The sequence below is a fragment of the Aeromonas sp. 602200 genome (assembly GCF_049173895.1).
GTDB classification, from domain to species: Bacteria; Pseudomonadota; Gammaproteobacteria; order Enterobacterales; family Aeromonadaceae; genus Aeromonas; species Aeromonas veronii_A.
Window position 1 is genome coordinate 178,160 of the sequence record NZ_JAAKSL010000001.1, and the last position, 17,322, is coordinate 195,481.

Here is a 17,322-nt window from a genome sequence, read left to right on the forward strand (position 1 = left end):
TCTCATTGACCGAAAAAGAGGGGCGATATCCTACCACAAGGCTAAGAATATTCTGAATCTGAACCCTATCAACAGGTACCGGAATATAAAAAAGCCCGGCACTGTGCCGGGCTTGGATGAGATACAAAGGGAAGAGATCAGGGCTGGATACGCGGACTCCACTCCAGCCACTCTTTCTCGGCCTTGCCGTAGAGCGGATAGCTGTGGCCAGCCTTGACGGTTGGACCCATCTCTTTCTCCGGCGTATTGAAAGCAATGCCGCCGGCCAGCAGGCTCTGCACCGTCTCCACTTCGATGGTGCCGCCGGTCAGCCCGATATCCGCCTTGACCCCAGAGACATTCCAGAAACGGGAGTTGGCCCGCACCAGATGGGCATACTCCTGATCCAGGTTAACGTCGATCACCACCTCGCTACCATCCCGAGCCAGCGCCACCTTGGTGACACTGCCCACCACCATCTTGCGAAACAGCAGCGGGCTACCGACGCTCAGGCCATTGACGGAGGGGCTCTTGAGGGTCAGGGCTAGACCCAGAGGACCGGTCTGACTCAAAGGGAAACGATCTTTGCCAGCGCCTTTACCGGGTTGTGCTTCTACAAACGCCCCCTTGATCAGGGTATCGAGGTGAGCGACACCGCCCAGCCCCAGCTTGGCTTGCACCAGAGTAAAGCGGGCGCCGGACTGCAGGAAACGCTCGGCATAGTGGCCATCGAGTTCCGCCTTGAAGATCACCTGACCCAATGACGACTCCAGCTCGATCTCTTCAATTTTGCCGATATCGACACCGCGATAGCGGATCGGGCTGCCAATCCCGAGCCCCGGATTGCTCTCTGCCACCAGTGACAGCTGGCGCACCTTGGCCTTGGCTTGCTCCCTGGAATCGAACAGTTGATGACTGCTGCGGCCATTGGCTAACCGATCGAACTCGATGGCACCGCGCAGCAAGGTACCGAGGTTGCCCACCTTGACCTGCACCCCATCGACCCGCACCTTGGTGTCGATGGCCGGTTTTTTCCAGAACTGGGGTTGCTGGGCGAGGAGGGGAGCATAGACCCCATCAATCTCGAGTTCGATCTCGACCCCCTCTTTGGCGGCGCGTAGCTGTTTGACCTTGCCCGCTTCCAGCCCCAGATAGAGCACAGGCGAGCCAATGCCAATGCCATCGGCCTGATCTGCCTTGAGCAACCAGCGCTGGGGCTTGGCATCACGGGTGCCGAGCAGTGCCAGCTCCTGACTCGGGTAGAGACGGTTAATCCGCTCACCACTGCTGGCTTGTACCAGCTTGATCCCGCCCCCCAACCAGGCACTGGCCGGACTGGTTTCTACTTTGATGCCGCTCAGATCGGCATCGATCTGCAACGGGGCGGCGCGATAGAAGCGGGCACGGTTGAGCAGATGGCCATAGTTCGGCGCCATCACCAGCTCGACGCTGGCATTGCCGCGCGCATCCAGGGTGAGCTGGCTGATGCGGCCCACCTGCAATCCCTTGTACCAGACAGGGGCATCCTGATTGAGCCCCGCCAGATCGTCAGCCTGCAGCGTCACCTTGGTGCCGCTTTGGGGGGCGCGATCGGTCAGGGTCATCTTCTGTACCGGTTTGCCCGCTACATAGTCGAGGCGAATGGCCGGGCCGGAGAGCAGGCGATCTGCATGCTGCACGCCGGTCGCGGAGAGGGAGACGCTCTCCCACACCAGTTGACTCTTGTCGGTAATGCGATAAGCCTGCTCCGGGTTGATCAGCGCTGTGACCATCCGGCCTTTATCGGTAAGCCGAATGGGGTCGATACGACCGATCTCGATCCCCTCATAGAGGATGGGCATCCCCTCCTTGACCGGAAGATCGCCAGCCGCAATGTCGATACGCTCGCCACGCGCCGCTTCCGCAAGCCCTTTATAGAGGACGAAGGTCTGTCCCTTCTCAGGCTCCGGTGAATCTTTGGGGGAGTCAAAGGCGATACCGCCGCTCAGAATGGAAGTGAGGCTGCCAGCCTCAACGCTGACGCCAGCCAGACTGAAAGAGCCCTTGATACCGCTGATATTCCAGAAGCGGGTATCAGCTTTGACCAGATGTTCAAAACGCGGCTCGATCACCAGATCCAGAATGACGTTCTGGTTGTCCTGACCCAGGCGGGTATTGATGACGCTGCCCACCTCGATACCGCGGAAATAGAGCTTGGCGCCAATCCCCACCGAACCCAGCGAATCGGCGGTCAGGTGCAGCATCCGCCCCTGAGCCTGATAGCCGGGGGGAGGGCCCTCCAGTGCATCAAAGGTCTCCTCCAGCGGATTGCTTTCACGCCCCGGTTGCAGGTTGATGTAGTTGCCGGAGACCAGGGTATCGAGGCCGGAGATCTCGGTGAGCGACGCCTTGGGGCTCACCAGCCAGAAGTCGGATCCCTTGCGGATCAGCGGTCTGGCACGGCTGTCAATCTTGGCCATCACCGCAATCTTGCGGCCATCTTCAGCCAGCTCCAGCTCTTGCACCACGCCGATGGCCACCCCCTGATAACGAACCTGGGTTTTACCCGGCAAGATGCCGTTGCCCTGGGCAAAGTTGATCTGGATAAGCTGGCCACGGCTCAATACCTGCTGATAGAGAAAGCCACCCGCCAGCAGCAGGGCTATCAGGGGTAACAGCCAGACCGGCGATAACCAGCGACGCTTTTCAATGACGGGTTCAGCCCCGATCATAGTGACTCCTTATTGGCTGGATTAAACAGCACATCAGACAAAAACAGAGAAATCATCAACGGGCCGCCTTGTCCCATAGTAAACGGGTATCAAGCATGCGAGCCGACATCATGGTCAGCACTACCACACCGGCAAAGGCGGTGGCTCCGGGGCCTGCGCGGACACTCAGCAGCACACCCCGATCGACCAGTGCCACCATCAGCGAAATCACGAACAAGTCCAGCATTGACCAGCGACCGATAAAATCGATCACCCGATACATCACCAGCTGGCGCTTGCGCCGAACCGGCTTGGCCCGCTGCAACTGCCAGCAGATCCAGCCCAACCCCAATATCTTGCCCACGGGTACCAGTATGCTGGCGGTGAGAACTATGGTGGCAATCCCGCTCATTTTGCTGCGATAGAGCATCATGATACCGCTGAAGATGGTATCTGACTGCAGTAACCCCTTGTTGTAGAAATGGGTAATGGGCAACAGATTGGCAGGCAGCAACATGAAGGTGGCGAGTGCCAGCAAGCCCCACGACCAGGCGAGGGAGCGGGGAATGCGCACCTGTAATTTGCTGCTGCAACGGGGGCAGACTGCCCCGGCTTGATAACGCACCAGCAGACCGCAGGTATGGCAGCGGCAGAGCCCCATCTCACGGGCGCTGGTCATGTTCCGGCTCCTTTAACGGGATCCGCGCCCAGTAGGGGGCGGGGTCAAACAGGATCAGCAGAGTCATGTTGAGCAGCATCAGAATACCGAGGCTGAGCAACCCGCCACCGAGGCGTACATCGGCGATGTCGATCAGTTTGAACAGGGCAACCAGCAGGCTGACGATATAGACCTCCAGCATGGCCCAGTGGCGAAACACCTCGACCAGCTTCAAGGTGACGGGAAGAATGTGCCAACGTTTGGCCAGACCCGAAGCCAGCACAAAGATCCCCGCCAATAATCCCACCGGCGCCAACACGGCGCACCAGAGCACCAGGCTGGCTACCCACCATTCACCTTCGCCAAACAGCACCAAGATACCGCGCAGCAGGTCGGCGTCGGTGTTGACCCCAGCCAGCCGCAGATAGATCAGCGGTTCAAAAAAGGCAGAGGGCAGCAGCAGAAATCCGGTGATGGTCAGGGCCATCAACTGGGAGGGACGAAAGGCATAACGGCCATAGAGATGCTGGTGACAACGCGGGCAGTGGGCATGGCGACGCAGCGGCAGTGCTTTGCGCTGGATCAGCAAGTCGCACGCCGGACAGACAATCACGGAACCGGGCTCCATCATACAATTCAACCTGTTGAAGCAATTGGTGAAATTTACCTTAAAACCGGTTTCCTGTCTTGCCTGCGGCCGGAATGTTACGAAAGTATAATTGACGTTAACGTAAACGTGATATTAGATAGCCAGACTAGACAGGTGAAAGGAGTCATGATGTCCAGTTTGTCCCCCTCGGCAGGCCTGCGCTTTCGCACCGCCCTTGCCAATGAACATCCCCTGCAGATCGTCGGCACCATCAGTGCCTATATGGCGCTGATGGCCGAACGCAGCGGCTTTCAAGCTCTTTATCTCTCCGGCGCCGGAGTAGCCAATGCCTCCTACGGCTTGCCGGATCTCGGCATGACCTCCCTCAACGACGTGCTGATCGATGCCGAGCGGATCACCGCCGCAACCCGTGTGCCGCTACTGGTCGATATCGATACCGGCTGGGGGGGGGCGTTCAATATCGCCCGCACCATTCGCGCGTTCGAGCACGCCGGAGTGGCAGCCGTGCACATGGAAGATCAGGTGGCTCAGAAGCGTTGTGGTCATCGCCCCAACAAGGCGGTGGTCACGCTGGAGGAGATGTGCGATCGCATCAAGGCAGCGGTGGATGCCCGCGAGAATAGCGAGTTCGTCATCATGGCCCGCACCGATGCACTGGCGGTGGAGGGGATGGAATCTGCTCTTGAGCGCACCGCCGCCTATGTGGCCGCCGGGGCCGACATGATCTTCGCCGAGGCGGTGACCGAACTTGCCCAGTACGACCAGTTCAAGCAGGCGGCCAAAGTGCCGATCCTTGCCAACATGACCGAGTTCGGCAAAACCGAGCTGTTTGACAAGGAGCAGCTCGCCGCCCACGGGGTCGACATGGTGCTCTATCCCTTGAGTGCCAACCGCGCCGCCAATCAGGCCGCCCTCAACGTCTATCACCATATTCGCCAGGATGGCCATCAAAGGGCCGTCGTGGAGACCATGCAGACCCGGGAGTCACTCTACGACTTCCTCGGATATCACCACTACGAGCAGACACTGGATCGTCTGTTTACAGCCAAGGAATAGGAGGCAGCTTATGGGACAGCAAAAACCGTTGGGCGGGGCCGGTCTGCGCGGCCAAAGCGCAGGGGAGACCAGTATCTGCACCGTGGGCAAGAGTGGCACCGGTCTTACCTATCGCGGTTACGACATCAAGGAGCTGGCCGACAGCGCCCAGTTCGAGGAGGTCGCCTATCTGCTGCTCAAGGGGGAGTTGCCCGGTGAGCAGCAGCTTGACGCCTACAAGCGCGAGCTGCGTCGCCTGCGCACCTTGCCCCAGCCGCTGCTGGAGGTACTGGAGCGCATTCCCGCCGATGCCCACCCCATGGATGTGCTGCGCACCGGCTGCTCCATGCTCGGCGATCTGGAACCGGAAGATGGTTTCGAGCATGAGCATGAAGTGGCGGATCGGCTGCTGGCCGCCTTTCCGGGCATTCTGATCTACTGGTACAAGTTCAGCCATGAAGGTATTCGTATCGCCCTCGACAGCGACGAGGAGTGTATCGGTGGCCATTTCCTCGCACTGCTGCACCAGAAGGCGCCGAGCGAGCTGGAGCGCCGGGTGATGCATGTCTCCCTCATCCTCTACGCCGAGCATGAGTTCAACGCCTCCACCTTTGCGGCGCGGGTTTGCGCCTCGACGCTCTCTGACATGTTCTCCTGCATCACCGCCGCCATCGGTACCCTGCGCGGCCCGCTCCACGGCGGCGCCAACGAGGCGGCCATGGCGATGATCGAACATTGGCAAGATGAGACGCAGGCAAGGCGCGAACTGCTGGCCAAGCTGGCGGCCAAGGAGAAGATCATGGGCTTTGGCCACGCCATTTACCGCACTTCTGATCCGCGCAACGTCATCATCAAGGAGTGGTCGGCCAAACTTGCCGAGGCGGTGGGCGATGATCGCCTCTATCGCGTCTCCTGCGAGGCGGAGAAGGTGATGTGGGAAGAGAAAGAGCTCTTTCCCAACGCCGACTTCTTCCATGCCAGCGCCTATCACTACATGGGGATCCCAACCAAGCTGTTCACGCCTATCTTCGTCTGCTCACGGGTCACCGGCTGGTGCGCCCACGTGATGGAGCAGCGCGAGCACAACCGGATCATCCGTCCGAGCGCCGATTATGTCGGCCCGGCCCCCCGTCACTTTGTCTCTCTACAACAACGATAAGGAAGTCACGATGTCCGCCAACGTCGACGTCAACCACAGACCAGACCCCGATCAGGTGCTGGTCGATATTGCCGATTATGTCTGCAACCACCCAATTACCAGCCAGGCAGCCCTCGACACCGCCCGCTACTGCCTGATGGATACGCTCGGCTGTGGCCTCTTGGCCCTGCGCTTCCCCGAGTGCACCAAGCACCTTGGCCCCATCGTACCCGGTACTGTCGTGCCCCATGGTGCCCGAGTGCCCGGTACCCAGCTCTGCCTCGATCCGGTCAAGGCAGCCTGGGACATCGGTGCCATCATCCGCTGGCTGGATTACAACGACACCTGGCTGGCCGCCGAGTGGGGTCACCCCTCCGATAATCTGGGGGGCATTCTCGCCACTGCCGATTGGCTCTCCCGTACTCGCGTGGCAGAGGGCAAGGCACCGCTCACCATGGCTGATGTGCTGGTGGCCATGGTCAAAGCCCACGAAATTCAGGGGGTGCTGGCGCTGGAGAACTCCTTCAATCGGGTCGGTCTCGATCACGTGGTACTGGTCAAGGTCGCCAGTACCGCCGTGGTGACTCATATGCTTGGCGGCACCCGCGATCAGGTGATCGATGCGGTATCCCAGGCCTGGGTCGATGGCCAGAGCCTGCGGACCTACCGCCATGCCCCCAATGCGGGGTCACGCAAGAGCTGGGCGGCGGGGGATGCCACCTCCCGCGCTGTGCGCCTCGCCCTTATCACCATGAGCGGCGAGATGGGCTATCCCGGCGTACTGAGCGCGCCAAAATGGGGTTTCTACGATGTGCTGTTCAGGGGCAATCAGTTCGCCTTGCATCAGGGGTACGGCAGCTATGTGATGGAGAACGTACTGTTCAAGATCTCCTATCCCGCCGAGTTCCATGCCCAGACCGCGGTGGAGTGCGCCATGAAGCTGCATGGGCAGGTGAAGGGACGGCTGGAGGAGATCGACCGTATCGAGCTCACCACCCATGAGTCGGCCATTCGCATCATCAGCAAGGTCGGCGCCCTCAACAACCCGGCCGATCGAGATCACTGCCTGCAGTACATGGTGGCGGTGCCGCTTATCTTTGGTCGCCTCATCGCCGAGGATTACGAGGACGATGTCGCCGCCGATCCCCGCATCGACGCGCTACGCGGCAAGATGGTGGTGCAGGAGGACAAGCGTTACAGCCGCGAATATCTGGAGGCGGACAAGCGCTCCATTGCCAACGCCATCCAGATCTTCTTCAAGGACGGTACTCACACCGCCAAGGTGGAGGTGGAGTATCCGGTCGGCCATCGCCGCCGTCGGGAGGAGGGGATCCCGCTGCTGGTGGAGAAATTCCAGCACAATCTGGCCACCCGCTTCCCGGCCAAACGGGTCAGCGACATCCTTGCCCTCTGTCAGGATGGGCCGCGCCTTGCCGCCACCCCGGTACATGCCTTCATGGATCTGCTGGTGATCTGACCGGTCTTGTATTGGGCAACATATCGGCAAACAGTGATAAACGAAAAGCGGGCTCATAGGCCCGCTTTGTTATTCTGGCGGCTTATCCCTCGATAAGCCTTACCCCAGCGCACTGCTGTCGCCGTTAAAGAGCGCCGTCATGATGGCCGTCTCGCGACTGGCGATGGTTTCGAGAAATTCGTTGGCACGCCCCATCTGATGACACACCTGATAACCACGCTCGACAAAAGAAAAGAGCTCGCCAAGCCCCGCCAGATGGGCGGGCCCTGACACAAGCTTGAGGGTTGCCCCCAGCAGCGGCTTTCTCGCCAGTCTGTCCAGCGTCATGCCAAGCTCGCTCACCAGCGCAATCTGATGTTCTCGGCGCGCCTGCTCGCCTACGGCACGATAGGCGATGGTGTAATGGTCCGGCGTGATGGGATCAATGCCATCAATGCGCCGCAGCGCTACCACCATCAGATAGTCCAGCTCTTCGGAGAGAGCATCAAGCTCGATCGCTTGGGCCAGCACCTTGAGACCGGACTCCGGCAACAGCCGCTCGGCGGTCGGCATCACCCGCATCACGTCCGCATCGCGGCGGGCGCAATCCCCGGGGCCATAGAGATCGGTCAGGAAAAACTCGGCCGCCGGGCCGTAGCGGTCACTCTCCAGCAGATCACGATGGGTTTGCCCCAACCGGTCGGCCTGCCACTGGCGTAGCCGATCCCGATCCTGCTGATCTTCCGGGTGGGCACGCATCTGCTCGCGCAAGGCTGCAACCCGCTTGAGCTGGCGGTAGAGCCGACCCAGGGTGCTATCGTCGTCGTGGGCATGTTCTTGATGCGTCATCTACAGCTCTCTGGCCTTGGGCCCATTGATGGGGATTCGGTGATACGAAGATACAAGTGAATGAAAAACAAGCAGCTTTTGCTGACCGTTCCGTGACAAGTGTAGCGCGCACGGTGGAGGGAATAAATGCCATGCCCCGCTGATGGCCTGCATCCCTCTCGACTCTGTTAAGTGAGTCCCATTTATGTGAACCATCCTTTCATTTGTTGTGAACATGTGTTTAATATCAATAACTAACTTATGACCCAGAGTAACGACCATGTTCTTCAACTCGCTCGCTGGCAGCAGCGCACTCTCTACCATCCAGATCAGCCGTCAGCATCCGCTGGGACTGGCCGCCGCCCGGATCGCAGCCGAAGCCATCGCTGCGGACATGAGCGAGAGCTATCAACTCGATTGCGAATGGGCGGATGAAGAGGAGACCGAGCTACGCTTTCGCGGCTCAGGGGTACATGGCACTCTCACCCTGGACGAAGATACCCTGGAACTGGAAGTGCATCTTGGTTTGATGCTGTTGCCGGTACGCAGCGTGCTGGAGCAAGAGATCCTCGATTATGTCGACAATCGCTTACCTTGCCCCAAACATGTTTGAAACTCTTCGTTGCATTGGTTTTAAATAAACCAGCTGTAAACGATGGCTGTTTGAAATAAGTTGGCAAGCCATGTGGCTTGTCAGATTTATTATCCGGCGAGGTCTCGATTCTATTTTGTAAGTAATATTTCATCTTTATTTCATATTTCGAGTCGGCACTCATTAAAGTCATTCTGATTGCATCAAGTCTTCATCCGGATATGAGGACAGGAGCAATTTGCCGCCTCGGTAAATTCATTTTGTAGGGAAACAACCATGCCACTGAGTGAATTTATCTCCTGCGTCGATACCGCCTGGTTACGCATGGACAGACCCAACAACCTGATGCAGATCATCGGTGTCCTGATGTTTGAAGGAGAGCTTGATGAAGCGCGTCTGCGGGCCGGATTGCGCCATACCATTTCGGTGCAACCCCGCTTCCACCAGCGGGCCGTGCTGGAGGGGGGCTCCTACTACTGGCGTCATGATCCCGATTTCGATCTCGATCAGCACCTCAAGCGAGTGATCCTGCCGGGTGAAGCAGGCAAGCTGGAGCTGGAAAAGCTGGTGGCCGATCTCGCCTCGACGCCGCTCAACCACCAGCGCCCCCTGTGGGATATGCACCTGACCGACACTTCGCTGGGTGGGCAAGCGCTGGTGGTGCGCATTCACCACGCCATGGGAGACGGCTTCTCGCTGGTGCGGGCCATGCTGACCATGATGGATAACACCCCGGAAGGGGCGCCGCGACCACCGTCACCGGAGCCACTGGATGACAGCGATGACGAGGATGAGGAGGATTGCCACCAGGGCAGCCGTCTGGTGCGGGCCGGTCTCAAACTGACCGGTAGCCTCTGGTCCAAATATGTCGAAGTGGTCACCCATCCCACCAAGGCGGTGGATTACCTCAAGACCGGACGGGATGTGGCGAGCGAGCTGTGCAATATCGCCACCCTAGGTGATGATTCTCCCTGCCGCCTGCGTGGCAAGACCACCAGCACCAAGCGGGTGGCCTGGTCGGAGCAAATTGATCTGCCGGATATCAAGGCGGTGGGCAAGGTACTGGGCTGCTCGGTCAACGATCTGCTGATCGCTGCCACCGCAGGGGCGTTTCGCCACTACCTGCAGGAGAAGGGGGATGATGCCAACAAGGTCAAGATCCGCGCCCTGGTGCCAGTCAATATGCGTGCGCCGGATGATGAGGGCGCACTTGGCAACCGCTTCGGGCTGGTGGCCCTGGACTTGCCACTGGATGTTGAACACCCGTTGCAGCGGCTCTATACCGTGCGTGACCGGATGCAGGCGCTGCGCACCTCGCTGCAACCCGTGGTGGTGCTCAACCTGTTACATGCCCTTGGCATGGCCCCCAATGCGGTGCAGCAGCAGGCCGTCGAGCTGCTCACGGCCAAGGCCAGTGCAGTGATCACCAACGTGCCCGGCCCGCAGCAGACCCTCTATCTGGCCGGCGCAAGACTGCGTCAGCCGCTGTTCTGGGTGCCGCAATCGGGGGATATCGGCGTCGGCGTCTCCATCCTCTCTTACGATCACAAGGTGCAACTGGGCCTTATCACCGACAAGAAGCTGGTGCCGGACCCTGATCAGGTTGTCGACCGCTTCGCCGTGGAGTTCGAGCAACTGCTGTTGCTGGTGCTGATGGAGCCGGAGCTGTTGTTTGACCCCAACGGACTGGATGCGCTGCTCGGTTGATCGTGCATTTGATAGACCGGTGGCGGCGTAGCCAACCGGTCAGCTCCCATCATAAAAGAGGCCAACCCGTGGGTTGGCCTCTTGTTTTGCTACCTCTTAGTGGCAGGAGTGACGGTTAATCCTCCAGCTCTTCGCGCGCCGCCTCCACATCGAGGCGCTCCATGGCATCCATGGGTTCGCACTCGGCCGCTTCGGCATAGAGGGCTTCGGCGGCTTTCAGGCGGCTCTTGCCGTGCAGCATCACCTGAGCGTTGGCGTACTCCATGCGGGCGATAGCCGAGTCGGGGATCAGCGCCAGCGCCTCCTTGAAGTGACGCTCGGACTCCTCCTTCTTGGCGCCATAGGTGAGGCCGCCGATCATGGCCCCCAACTTGTCGACGATCTCCGCATGCCAGGCGCCAAAGGCGATATGGGCCTCGGCGTGATCTGGTGCCAGATCCAGCGCCTTCTCAAGGCTTGCCTTGATCTTGTCGCCAATGCCTTGCGAGAGGGCCTTGGAGATGGAGATCACCTGACTGTAGCGACCGAGTGCCAGCGCGTGGAAATACCAGGCGTTGGCGTTCTTGGGCTGGCGTTTTTGCAGCTTCTCGGCATGGCTGGCCGCCCGCTCGAAGGCGGCGCGCTTGGCATACTTGTCCTCCAGCAGGTAGCTGGCGTGGATCACCAGTGCCTTGTTTGCCACATTGAGCCCCGCCTCACCGGCCGCTTCACCAAGGGCGACGGCTCGGGCAAAATCCCCGGCATGATAGGCCCGCCAGGCATCCTGTACCTGCTCATCCTCGGGCCAGGGTTCGGCATCCCCCTGATGGAGACGATCCCAGTTGTCCGCCAGCTTCTGGCCGGCATACTCATAGGCCGCATCCGCGTAGGGGAAGGGGACAAATTCGAGTTGTGAAGTGGTCATGCTTGTTCTCCCTGTAGCATGTGAATCAAACCTTGTCGGTGTAGTGGTGGGCGAGGGCGCCCAAATGAGCGCGAGCATCGGCCCGCAAATAGGGTGCGACCAGCTGCATCACCTGAAAGACGCCGAGGGCAATATCGGCGTCCGCCTTGGGGTGCAGTGCCCGCTGATAAGAGATCCAGAATGTGCCCACCAGCGCCACATTGGCCGCCAGCGTGCGCATCTGTTGCGCCGTGCCCTCCATCAGCCCGACCGTTTGCAGATGGTTGCAAATGGCGATGGCAGTCTGCTCCTTGCGGCGCAGCAGGGCGGAAAAGCGGTGCTCTACCTGATGATAACCACTCATCAGGGTCGCGATATCGTAGTAGAGGAAACGGTACTGCCAGATGGCTTCAAACATCAGGTGGAGAAAGAGCCAGATATCTTCTGGCTCATCGGACGGGGTGCTGACCGCCTCCAGCAGGCGATCCATCTGCTGTTCAAATTCGCAGAACAGGGCGTTGACGATCTCCTCCTTGTTGTGGAAGTGGTAGTACAGATTGCCCTGGCTGATCTCCATCTCGGCCGCAATGGCCGAGGTGGTGACGCTGGGTTCCCCTTGTCGATTGAAGCAGGCGAGGGCAGTGGTCAGGATCCGCTCCCGGGTACGACGTTTGGGTTTGCGATCCATGCTACTCCTTTGGTGATGAACGACGCACGCCGTGGCGATAGCGTTTGGCAAGCCAGTGCTGCAGCTGCTCCAGCGACTTGTCGAGGGCGGCAACCGAGCCAATGCCGGGGGCCAGCAGGGTGCGATCTTCATCGGCCAGCGCGGCCAGATTGAGCTCGAGGCCATGCTTGGCCAGCACCGGCGCCAGCTCGTCACGGCGCTGCCAGAGATCGCGGCGGGTATGCTGGTAAGCGTGCTCGCAGAGGCGGCGGCGATCCCGATAACTGAACACATTGGTGAAGAACATCTCGCCATCGGCAGAAGAGGGCTCAAACAGCAGGGCGTCGGCGTCCGGATATTGGTGTTTGTAGCGATCCATCCCCACATGCATGCGGGAGTGGATGATGGCGCGAAAGGTCTGGGCCAGTACCACCGGCAGACCGCTGTCCACCAGATTGGTGGGCGCGCCGGCGGCCATGTCCGCATCATAGGGCACCAGCGGATTGATGCAGAACACCAGATCCGCCCCCTCTTCCAGCGCTACCGAAGCGTGCAGAGTCTTGATCAGCGCCCCGTCCACATAGTAACGCCCGTTAATCAATGAAGGGGGAAAGAGGCCGGGCAGGGCGGCCGACGCCTGTACCGCCGCCGAGATGGGCACGTCATCGAGCCCCGGGCTGCCGAAGGCGACCGGATGGCCGGTATCGAGTTCGGTAGCGACCACAAACAGTCGGCTGCGCAGCTGGCGGAAATCGTTGCTGCGGCCGGGACGAGAAAAAAACTGGGTCAGGGTGCGATCCACCCCGCGGTTGTCGAACAGTCCGGTCGGAATGGCCTTGGAGAGCCCCTGCAGCGATTCAAACAGGCTGCGTTTCCAGGGCGCCGCCAGATAGTAGGTCAGGCTCTGCCACGCCAGTGGTGGGATCGAGGTCAGACGGTCAGCGTATTCACGAAAGGCGGGGCGCAGCAAGGTGGCCGGGTCAAACATCTCCCCCGAATCATCGCTGAGCAGGATCCGCACCAGCTTAGCCGGCGAGATGCCGTTGGCCAGCGCCGATGCCACCACGGCCCCCGAACTGACGCCGACATAGATATCGGCATGGTCAAGGCGCAAGCCACTGATGCTGTCAGAGAGGGCAGCGCAGGCACCGATCTCGTAGATGCCGCCGAGGGGCCCGCCGCCAGCAAGGGCAATTGCGATGGTACTCATAGCGTCGCCTCCCTATCCATGACATTCACCATGACAAGACCGGCCCAGCGCAGGGCATGGGCCGGTATCAATCACCTTCCGTCACCGCGAGGGATCAGGGCAGAACGCTCTCGGCCTTGGCCTTCACCTCTTTGACTGCATCTTCTGCAGCGGAGAGAAGATCGGCGGCCTGCTCAACCACGGCCTCTTTAGCCTTGGCTACCGGTGCCTTCTTTACCGGAGGCTTGCGGGCCGCGGGCTTTTTGGCGGCAGCCGGTTTGGCTTCAGCGGCAGGGGCCTCCTCTTCCTGTGCATCCAGCAGTTGCTGGACCACATCGGTCAGCTCAGCCATGCGCTTGGAGAGCTTGTCGATATCCTTGCGGGTCGGAATGCCGAGGCTGGCCACAGCGCGGGCCACGCGATCTTCGAACACCTGCTCCAGACGGCCCCAGGTATTGGCGGTCTTGTCGGTCACCGCGGCAATCTTCTCATCTGCGCTCTGACGGGTTTTTGCCTGCAATGCTTCCCCTTCCTGCACCAGGGCTTCAAAGATCTTGCCGCCCTCTTCCTGCGCCTTGGCATAGGCACCCAGACCCGCCAACCAGATCTGCTGGGTGGACTCCTTGATGGTGGAGGTGAGTTGGTTGTCGGTCACTGACCCTGCCAGCGCTTTCAATTTCTTAGCCATGATCTTCTCCTTGAATAACGACTGTTAAATGTAATGGCGACAACGAAACTGCAATCGGGTTGTGGCATTACTGATTTTTCAACTTCAGTCTAGGGACAAAAAATAGAGGGTTCTACCTAATAACGGAACTGGCACACCACCGAAATTAGGGTTTGCTCACGAACCGACAATCAAATTGCGGATTCCCATATGAATCGTGATATATCTAACAACCTAGTAACACCCTAATCAGTAGCAGGATTCTCTTTATGAACTATTTCATTACTGGCGGTAGTGGTTTTATCGGGCGTCGATTGATCAAAAAGTTATTCCAACAGCATCCCGACTGTACCGTCTATTTTCTGATGCGCGCCTCTCATCAGGAAAAATTGCCAGAGCTGTTCTCATTCTGGAATGTGGATGAATCGCGCGCAGTCCCGGTTTTTGGGGACATGACGCAACCGCTGCTGGGGGTATCGGTCGAGATGCAGGAGCCGTTGATCGGCAAGATCGACCACTTCTTCCATCTGGCTGCCATTTATGATCTCAACGCCAAGGCCGGGATCCAGCAGCAGGTCAACACCGAAGGGACCCGTCAGGCTGTGCAACTTGCCGAGCGGCTAGGGGCAGGGCAGTTCCACCACTGCAGCTCCATCGCTGCAGCGGGCCTGTTCGACGGTCTGTTTCGCGAGGACATGTTCGATGAGGCCGAACACCTCGACATGCCTTACTTCCAGACCAAGCACGAAGCGGAAGGGATTGTGCGCAATGAGTGCACAGTTCCGTGGCGCGTCTACCGTCCTGGCATCGTCGTCGGTGACTCCAACACCGGCGAGATGGACAAGATCGACGGCCCTTACTACTTCTTCAAGACCATCCAGAAGCTGCGCCGTCTGCTGCCGCCCTGGATGCCAGCCATCGGGGTGGAAGGGGGCCGTATCAATATCGTGCCGGTCAACTTTGTGGTCGATGCCATGGTGCATATCGCCCATCAAGAGGGCGAGGAGAACAAAACCTTCCACCTGACCGACCCCAACCCGATGCGGGTTGGCGACATGCTGAGCACCTTCTCCCGCGCCGCCCATGCGCCGGAGCCTGCGATCCGCATCAACGCCTCTCTCTTTAATTTCATTCCCCGCCACCTGACCGCCATGCTGATGACCATGGCGCCAGTGCGCCGCATCCGCGATGCCGCCATCGCCGATCTGGGTCTGCCCAAGGATGTGTTCCGCCTTATCAGCTATCCCACCCGTTTCGACAGTCGCGAAACCCAGCGGGTACTGAAAGGGACAGGCATCGAAGTGCCGCCGCTGAACAGCTACGCCTGGCGGTTGTGGGATTACTGGGAGCGTCACCTCGACCCGGAGCTCTTCATCGATCGCTCCCTGCGTGGTCGGGTAGAAGGCAAGGTGGTGCTGGTGACCGGGGCCACCTCCGGCATTGGCCGAGCAACCGCGCGCAAGCTGGCGGGAGCGGGGGCCAACGTCGTTACCATCGCTCGCGACGAGCAGAAAATTGCCGAGACTAAAGCTGAGTTTGCCGAGCTGGGGCTGACCATCGAGATCTATCAGGGGGATCTCTCCAATCTGGCGCAGGCCGAGGAGATCACCGCTCGCATCGTGGCCGATCACGGTGGCGTCGATATTCTGGTCAACAATGCCGGCCGCTCCATCCGCCGCTCCATCGAGGACTCCTTCGATCGCTTCCACGATCTGGAGCGCACCATGCAGCTCAACTACTTTGGCGCGCTCAAGGTGATCATGGGGGTGCTGCCCACCATGATTGAGAAGAAAAAAGGGCACATCATCAACATCTCCTCCATCGGGGTGTTGACCAATGCGCCGCGCTTCTCCGCCTATGTTGCCTCCAAGTCGGCCCTCGATGCCTGGGTGCGGACTGCCGCCTCCGAGTTTGCCGACAAGGGGGTGAGCTTCTCCATCATCAATATGCCGCTGGTGAAAACGCCGATGGTCGCACCGACCAAGGTCTATGAGCAGGTACCGATGATGACGCCAGAAGAGGCGGCCGATCTGGTATGCGATACCATCATCAACAAGCACGTTCGTCTGGCCACTCGCCTCGGGGTATTTGGTCAGGTGGTTCACGCTCTGGCTCCGCGTGTCGCTCAGGTCATCATGAACACCAGCTTCCGCACCTTTGCCGATCCCAAGGATGGCGACAAATCCAAGGCCACCGCCGATCAGGTTGCCGTCTCGACCCTGATCAAGGGGATACACTTCTAACCGGGTGATGGGATAAAGAGATCAACAGGGACCTGAGCAATCAGGCCCCTGTTTTATTTGGAATAGCAGATGAAGAACGGTTAAGGAGGGTCAGACTCGGGACAGCAGATAAAGCAGCAGATCAGTCGTGCGGCGCGAGTAGAGCAGAGAGAGATGGCCAATGGCAGGCAACTCGATATCTTCCATTCCCGCCAAGCGTTGCCGCTCCTGCGGCATCACCACATTGTCGTGACTGGTGCGCACCGAGATGCCGGGTACGCAGAGAGGAACCGAGGCGAAACGCTGCAACCAGCCGGAACCGGGCTCCATCTCACGGGCATTGGCCCCAAGCCCAAGGGCGGCAAGCTGACTGCCCTGATGGGGGGTGGCCAGGGTGATCAGGCACTCTACCTTGTCACCACCATGGATAGCCAGATAGTCGCGGCAGACCAGCCCGCCCATACTGTGACCGACCAGCACCAGCTTGTCAGCCCCAGTTTGCGCGAGCACATCGTCAATTCGCTTGGCCAGTAGCGGCACCATCTCATCGATATGACCAAATGGTGGCATCAAGGTAATGGTGGCGACCACATGGCCTGCGGTCTCCAGTCGGGTGCGCTGGGTACGCCAGATCCCGCGACTGCAACCGTAACCATGCACCAGCAATACGGGGCGCTGGCACGGACGCAGCCGATCGGGTGCCATTAGCAAAGGCTCGAACGGTAGCAACAAGGTGAAGGTGTAAAGGTAGGCCAACATCTCCTGCGCCATCATCTTCACCCTGCGCCAGGGGCCGATAGCTGGGGAGGGGTAGAAACGGGTAAACAGCCAGCTGCTGAGCACCACCAGACAGCGCAATCCAAGCAGGGCAAACACGACAAACAGCAGGGTCAGTAACCAGGGGAGTCCCACGACCAAATGGGCGATACTCCCGAGGAGCAGCACCTCTACCATCAGCAGAATAAACAGGTGTCGTACGATCGTCATAAGGCCATGATCCG

The 17,322-nt window shown here is 59.6% G+C and carries 15 protein-coding genes; 6 read left to right on the forward strand and 9 right to left on the reverse strand.

Going from position 1 to position 17,322, the window contains the following annotated elements; all coding sequences use genetic code 11:
- Positions 1–137: 137 nt before the first annotated feature.
- Genes G5221_RS00825 through G5221_RS00835 form a run of 3 tightly spaced genes read right to left on the reverse strand, consistent with a single transcriptional unit; the run spans position 138 to position 3,958 of the window.
- Complete coding sequence (locus G5221_RS00825; RefSeq protein WP_421262619.1) at positions 138–2,690, reverse strand: MlaD family protein; 2,553 nt, start codon at positions 2,688–2,690, stop codon at positions 138–140.
- 55 nt (positions 2,691–2,745) lie between these two features.
- Positions 2,746–3,348 (reverse strand): paraquat-inducible protein A, encoded by a 603-nt coding sequence (locus tag G5221_RS00830; RefSeq protein ID WP_005333132.1) that lies wholly within the window; start codon positions 3,346–3,348, stop codon positions 2,746–2,748.
- A complete protein-coding gene (locus tag G5221_RS00835; protein ID WP_005345516.1) occupies positions 3,332–3,958 on the reverse strand; it encodes a paraquat-inducible protein A in 627 nt (208 codons plus the stop codon). The genes G5221_RS00830 and G5221_RS00835 overlap by 17 nt, the downstream gene beginning before the upstream one ends.
- A gap of 147 nt (positions 3,959–4,105) precedes the next feature.
- On the opposite strand from G5221_RS00835, the gene prpB reads away from it, so the two are divergent.
- From prpB to G5221_RS00850, 3 genes are read left to right on the forward strand one after another with little or no spacing between them, the layout of a single operon-like run.
- On the forward strand, positions 4,106–4,993 hold the full coding sequence (gene prpB, locus G5221_RS00840) for a methylisocitrate lyase (RefSeq protein ID WP_421262620.1): 888 nt from the start codon (positions 4,106–4,108) through the stop codon (positions 4,991–4,993).
- Positions 4,994–5,003: 10 nt separating this feature from the next.
- On the forward strand, positions 5,004–6,131 hold the full coding sequence (gene prpC / locus G5221_RS00845; RefSeq protein WP_278174036.1) for a bifunctional 2-methylcitrate synthase/citrate synthase: 1,128 nt from the start codon (positions 5,004–5,006) through the stop codon (positions 6,129–6,131).
- Between the two features lie 10 nt (positions 6,132–6,141).
- A complete protein-coding gene (locus G5221_RS00850; RefSeq protein ID WP_421262621.1) occupies positions 6,142–7,587 on the forward strand; it encodes a bifunctional 2-methylcitrate dehydratase/aconitate hydratase in 1,446 nt (481 codons plus the stop codon).
- 99 nt (positions 7,588–7,686) lie between these two features.
- On the opposite strand, the gene G5221_RS00855 is transcribed toward G5221_RS00850, so the two are convergent.
- Positions 7,687–8,415 (reverse strand): FFLEELY motif protein, encoded by a 729-nt coding sequence (locus tag G5221_RS00855; protein WP_421262622.1) that lies wholly within the window; start codon positions 8,413–8,415, stop codon positions 7,687–7,689.
- Between the two features lie 259 nt (positions 8,416–8,674).
- Between G5221_RS00855 and G5221_RS00860 the strand changes: the two genes are divergently transcribed.
- Positions 8,675–9,007, forward strand: a complete 333-nt coding sequence (locus G5221_RS00860) for a polyhydroxyalkanoic acid system family protein (protein WP_164536816.1) — start codon at positions 8,675–8,677, stop codon at positions 9,005–9,007.
- Positions 9,008–9,262: 255 nt separating this feature from the next.
- The gene (locus G5221_RS00865; RefSeq protein WP_421262623.1) at positions 9,263–10,693 is read left to right on the forward strand and encodes a wax ester/triacylglycerol synthase family O-acyltransferase; all 1,431 of its coding nucleotides are present in this window, start codon (positions 9,263–9,265) and stop codon (positions 10,691–10,693) included.
- A 115-nt stretch (positions 10,694–10,808) separates the two neighbouring features.
- Here G5221_RS00865 and G5221_RS00870 read toward each other — a convergent pair whose 3' ends face one another.
- The 4 genes from G5221_RS00870 to G5221_RS00885 all read right to left on the reverse strand — a co-directional run bounded on the left by G5221_RS00870 (position 10,809) and on the right by G5221_RS00885 (position 14,120).
- Positions 10,809–11,597, reverse strand: coding sequence for a hypothetical protein (locus tag G5221_RS00870; protein ID WP_058058147.1), 789 nt, complete (start codon positions 11,595–11,597; stop codon positions 10,809–10,811).
- Between the two features lie 25 nt (positions 11,598–11,622).
- Positions 11,623–12,264 (reverse strand): TetR/AcrR family transcriptional regulator, encoded by a 642-nt coding sequence (locus G5221_RS00875; RefSeq protein WP_227342928.1) that lies wholly within the window; start codon positions 12,262–12,264, stop codon positions 11,623–11,625.
- Between the two features lies 1 nt (position 12,265).
- Positions 12,266–13,453 carry a patatin-like phospholipase family protein gene (locus G5221_RS00880; RefSeq protein ID WP_108612728.1) on the reverse strand — a complete coding sequence of 396 codons (1,188 nt, stop codon included), beginning with the start codon at positions 13,451–13,453 and terminating at the stop codon, positions 12,266–12,268.
- A gap of 94 nt (positions 13,454–13,547) precedes the next feature.
- Complete coding sequence (locus tag G5221_RS00885) at positions 13,548–14,120, reverse strand: phasin family protein (RefSeq protein ID WP_005333118.1); 573 nt, start codon at positions 14,118–14,120, stop codon at positions 13,548–13,550.
- 248 nt (positions 14,121–14,368) lie between these two features.
- Here G5221_RS00885 and G5221_RS00890 point away from each other — a divergent pair, with 248 nt between their 5' ends.
- Positions 14,369–16,342 (forward strand): SDR family oxidoreductase, encoded by a 1,974-nt coding sequence (locus G5221_RS00890; protein ID WP_421262624.1) that lies wholly within the window; start codon positions 14,369–14,371, stop codon positions 16,340–16,342.
- Between the two features lie 90 nt (positions 16,343–16,432).
- On the opposite strand, the gene G5221_RS00895 is transcribed toward G5221_RS00890, so the two are convergent.
- A complete protein-coding gene (locus G5221_RS00895; protein WP_204383173.1) occupies positions 16,433–17,308 on the reverse strand; it encodes an esterase/lipase family protein in 876 nt (291 codons plus the stop codon).
- Positions 17,309–17,322: the final 14 nt, after the last annotated feature.

Coding starts and splice junctions, on each gene's coding strand:
- G5221_RS00890 (WP_421262624.1), top strand. CDS start 14,369: ATGAACTATTTCATTACTGGCGGTAGTGGTTTTATCGGGCGTCGATTG.
- G5221_RS00875 (WP_227342928.1), bottom strand. CDS start 12,264: ATGGATCGCAAACCCAAACGTCGTACCCGGGAGCGGATCCTGACCACT.
- G5221_RS00865 (WP_421262623.1), top strand. CDS start 9,263: ATGCCACTGAGTGAATTTATCTCCTGCGTCGATACCGCCTGGTTACGC.
- G5221_RS00885 (WP_005333118.1), bottom strand. CDS start 14,120: ATGGCTAAGAAATTGAAAGCGCTGGCAGGGTCAGTGACCGACAACCAA.
- G5221_RS00825 (WP_421262619.1), bottom strand. CDS start 2,690: ATGATCGGGGCTGAACCCGTCATTGAAAAGCGTCGCTGGTTATCGCCG.
- G5221_RS00895 (WP_204383173.1), bottom strand. CDS start 17,308: ATGACGATCGTACGACACCTGTTTATTCTGCTGATGGTAGAGGTGCTG.
- G5221_RS00850 (WP_421262621.1), top strand. CDS start 6,142: ATGTCCGCCAACGTCGACGTCAACCACAGACCAGACCCCGATCAGGTG.
- G5221_RS00835 (WP_005345516.1), bottom strand. CDS start 3,958: ATGATGGAGCCCGGTTCCGTGATTGTCTGTCCGGCGTGCGACTTGCTG.
- G5221_RS00855 (WP_421262622.1), bottom strand. CDS start 8,415: ATGACGCATCAAGAACATGCCCACGACGACGATAGCACCCTGGGTCGG.
- prpC (WP_278174036.1), top strand. CDS start 5,004: ATGGGACAGCAAAAACCGTTGGGCGGGGCCGGTCTGCGCGGCCAAAGC.
- G5221_RS00830 (WP_005333132.1), bottom strand. CDS start 3,348: ATGACCAGCGCCCGTGAGATGGGGCTCTGCCGCTGCCATACCTGCGGT.
- G5221_RS00860 (WP_164536816.1), top strand. CDS start 8,675: ATGTTCTTCAACTCGCTCGCTGGCAGCAGCGCACTCTCTACCATCCAG.
- prpB (WP_421262620.1), top strand. CDS start 4,106: ATGTCCAGTTTGTCCCCCTCGGCAGGCCTGCGCTTTCGCACCGCCCTT.
- G5221_RS00880 (WP_108612728.1), bottom strand. CDS start 13,453: ATGAGTACCATCGCAATTGCCCTTGCTGGCGGCGGGCCCCTCGGCGGC.
- G5221_RS00870 (WP_058058147.1), bottom strand. CDS start 11,597: ATGACCACTTCACAACTCGAATTTGTCCCCTTCCCCTACGCGGATGCG.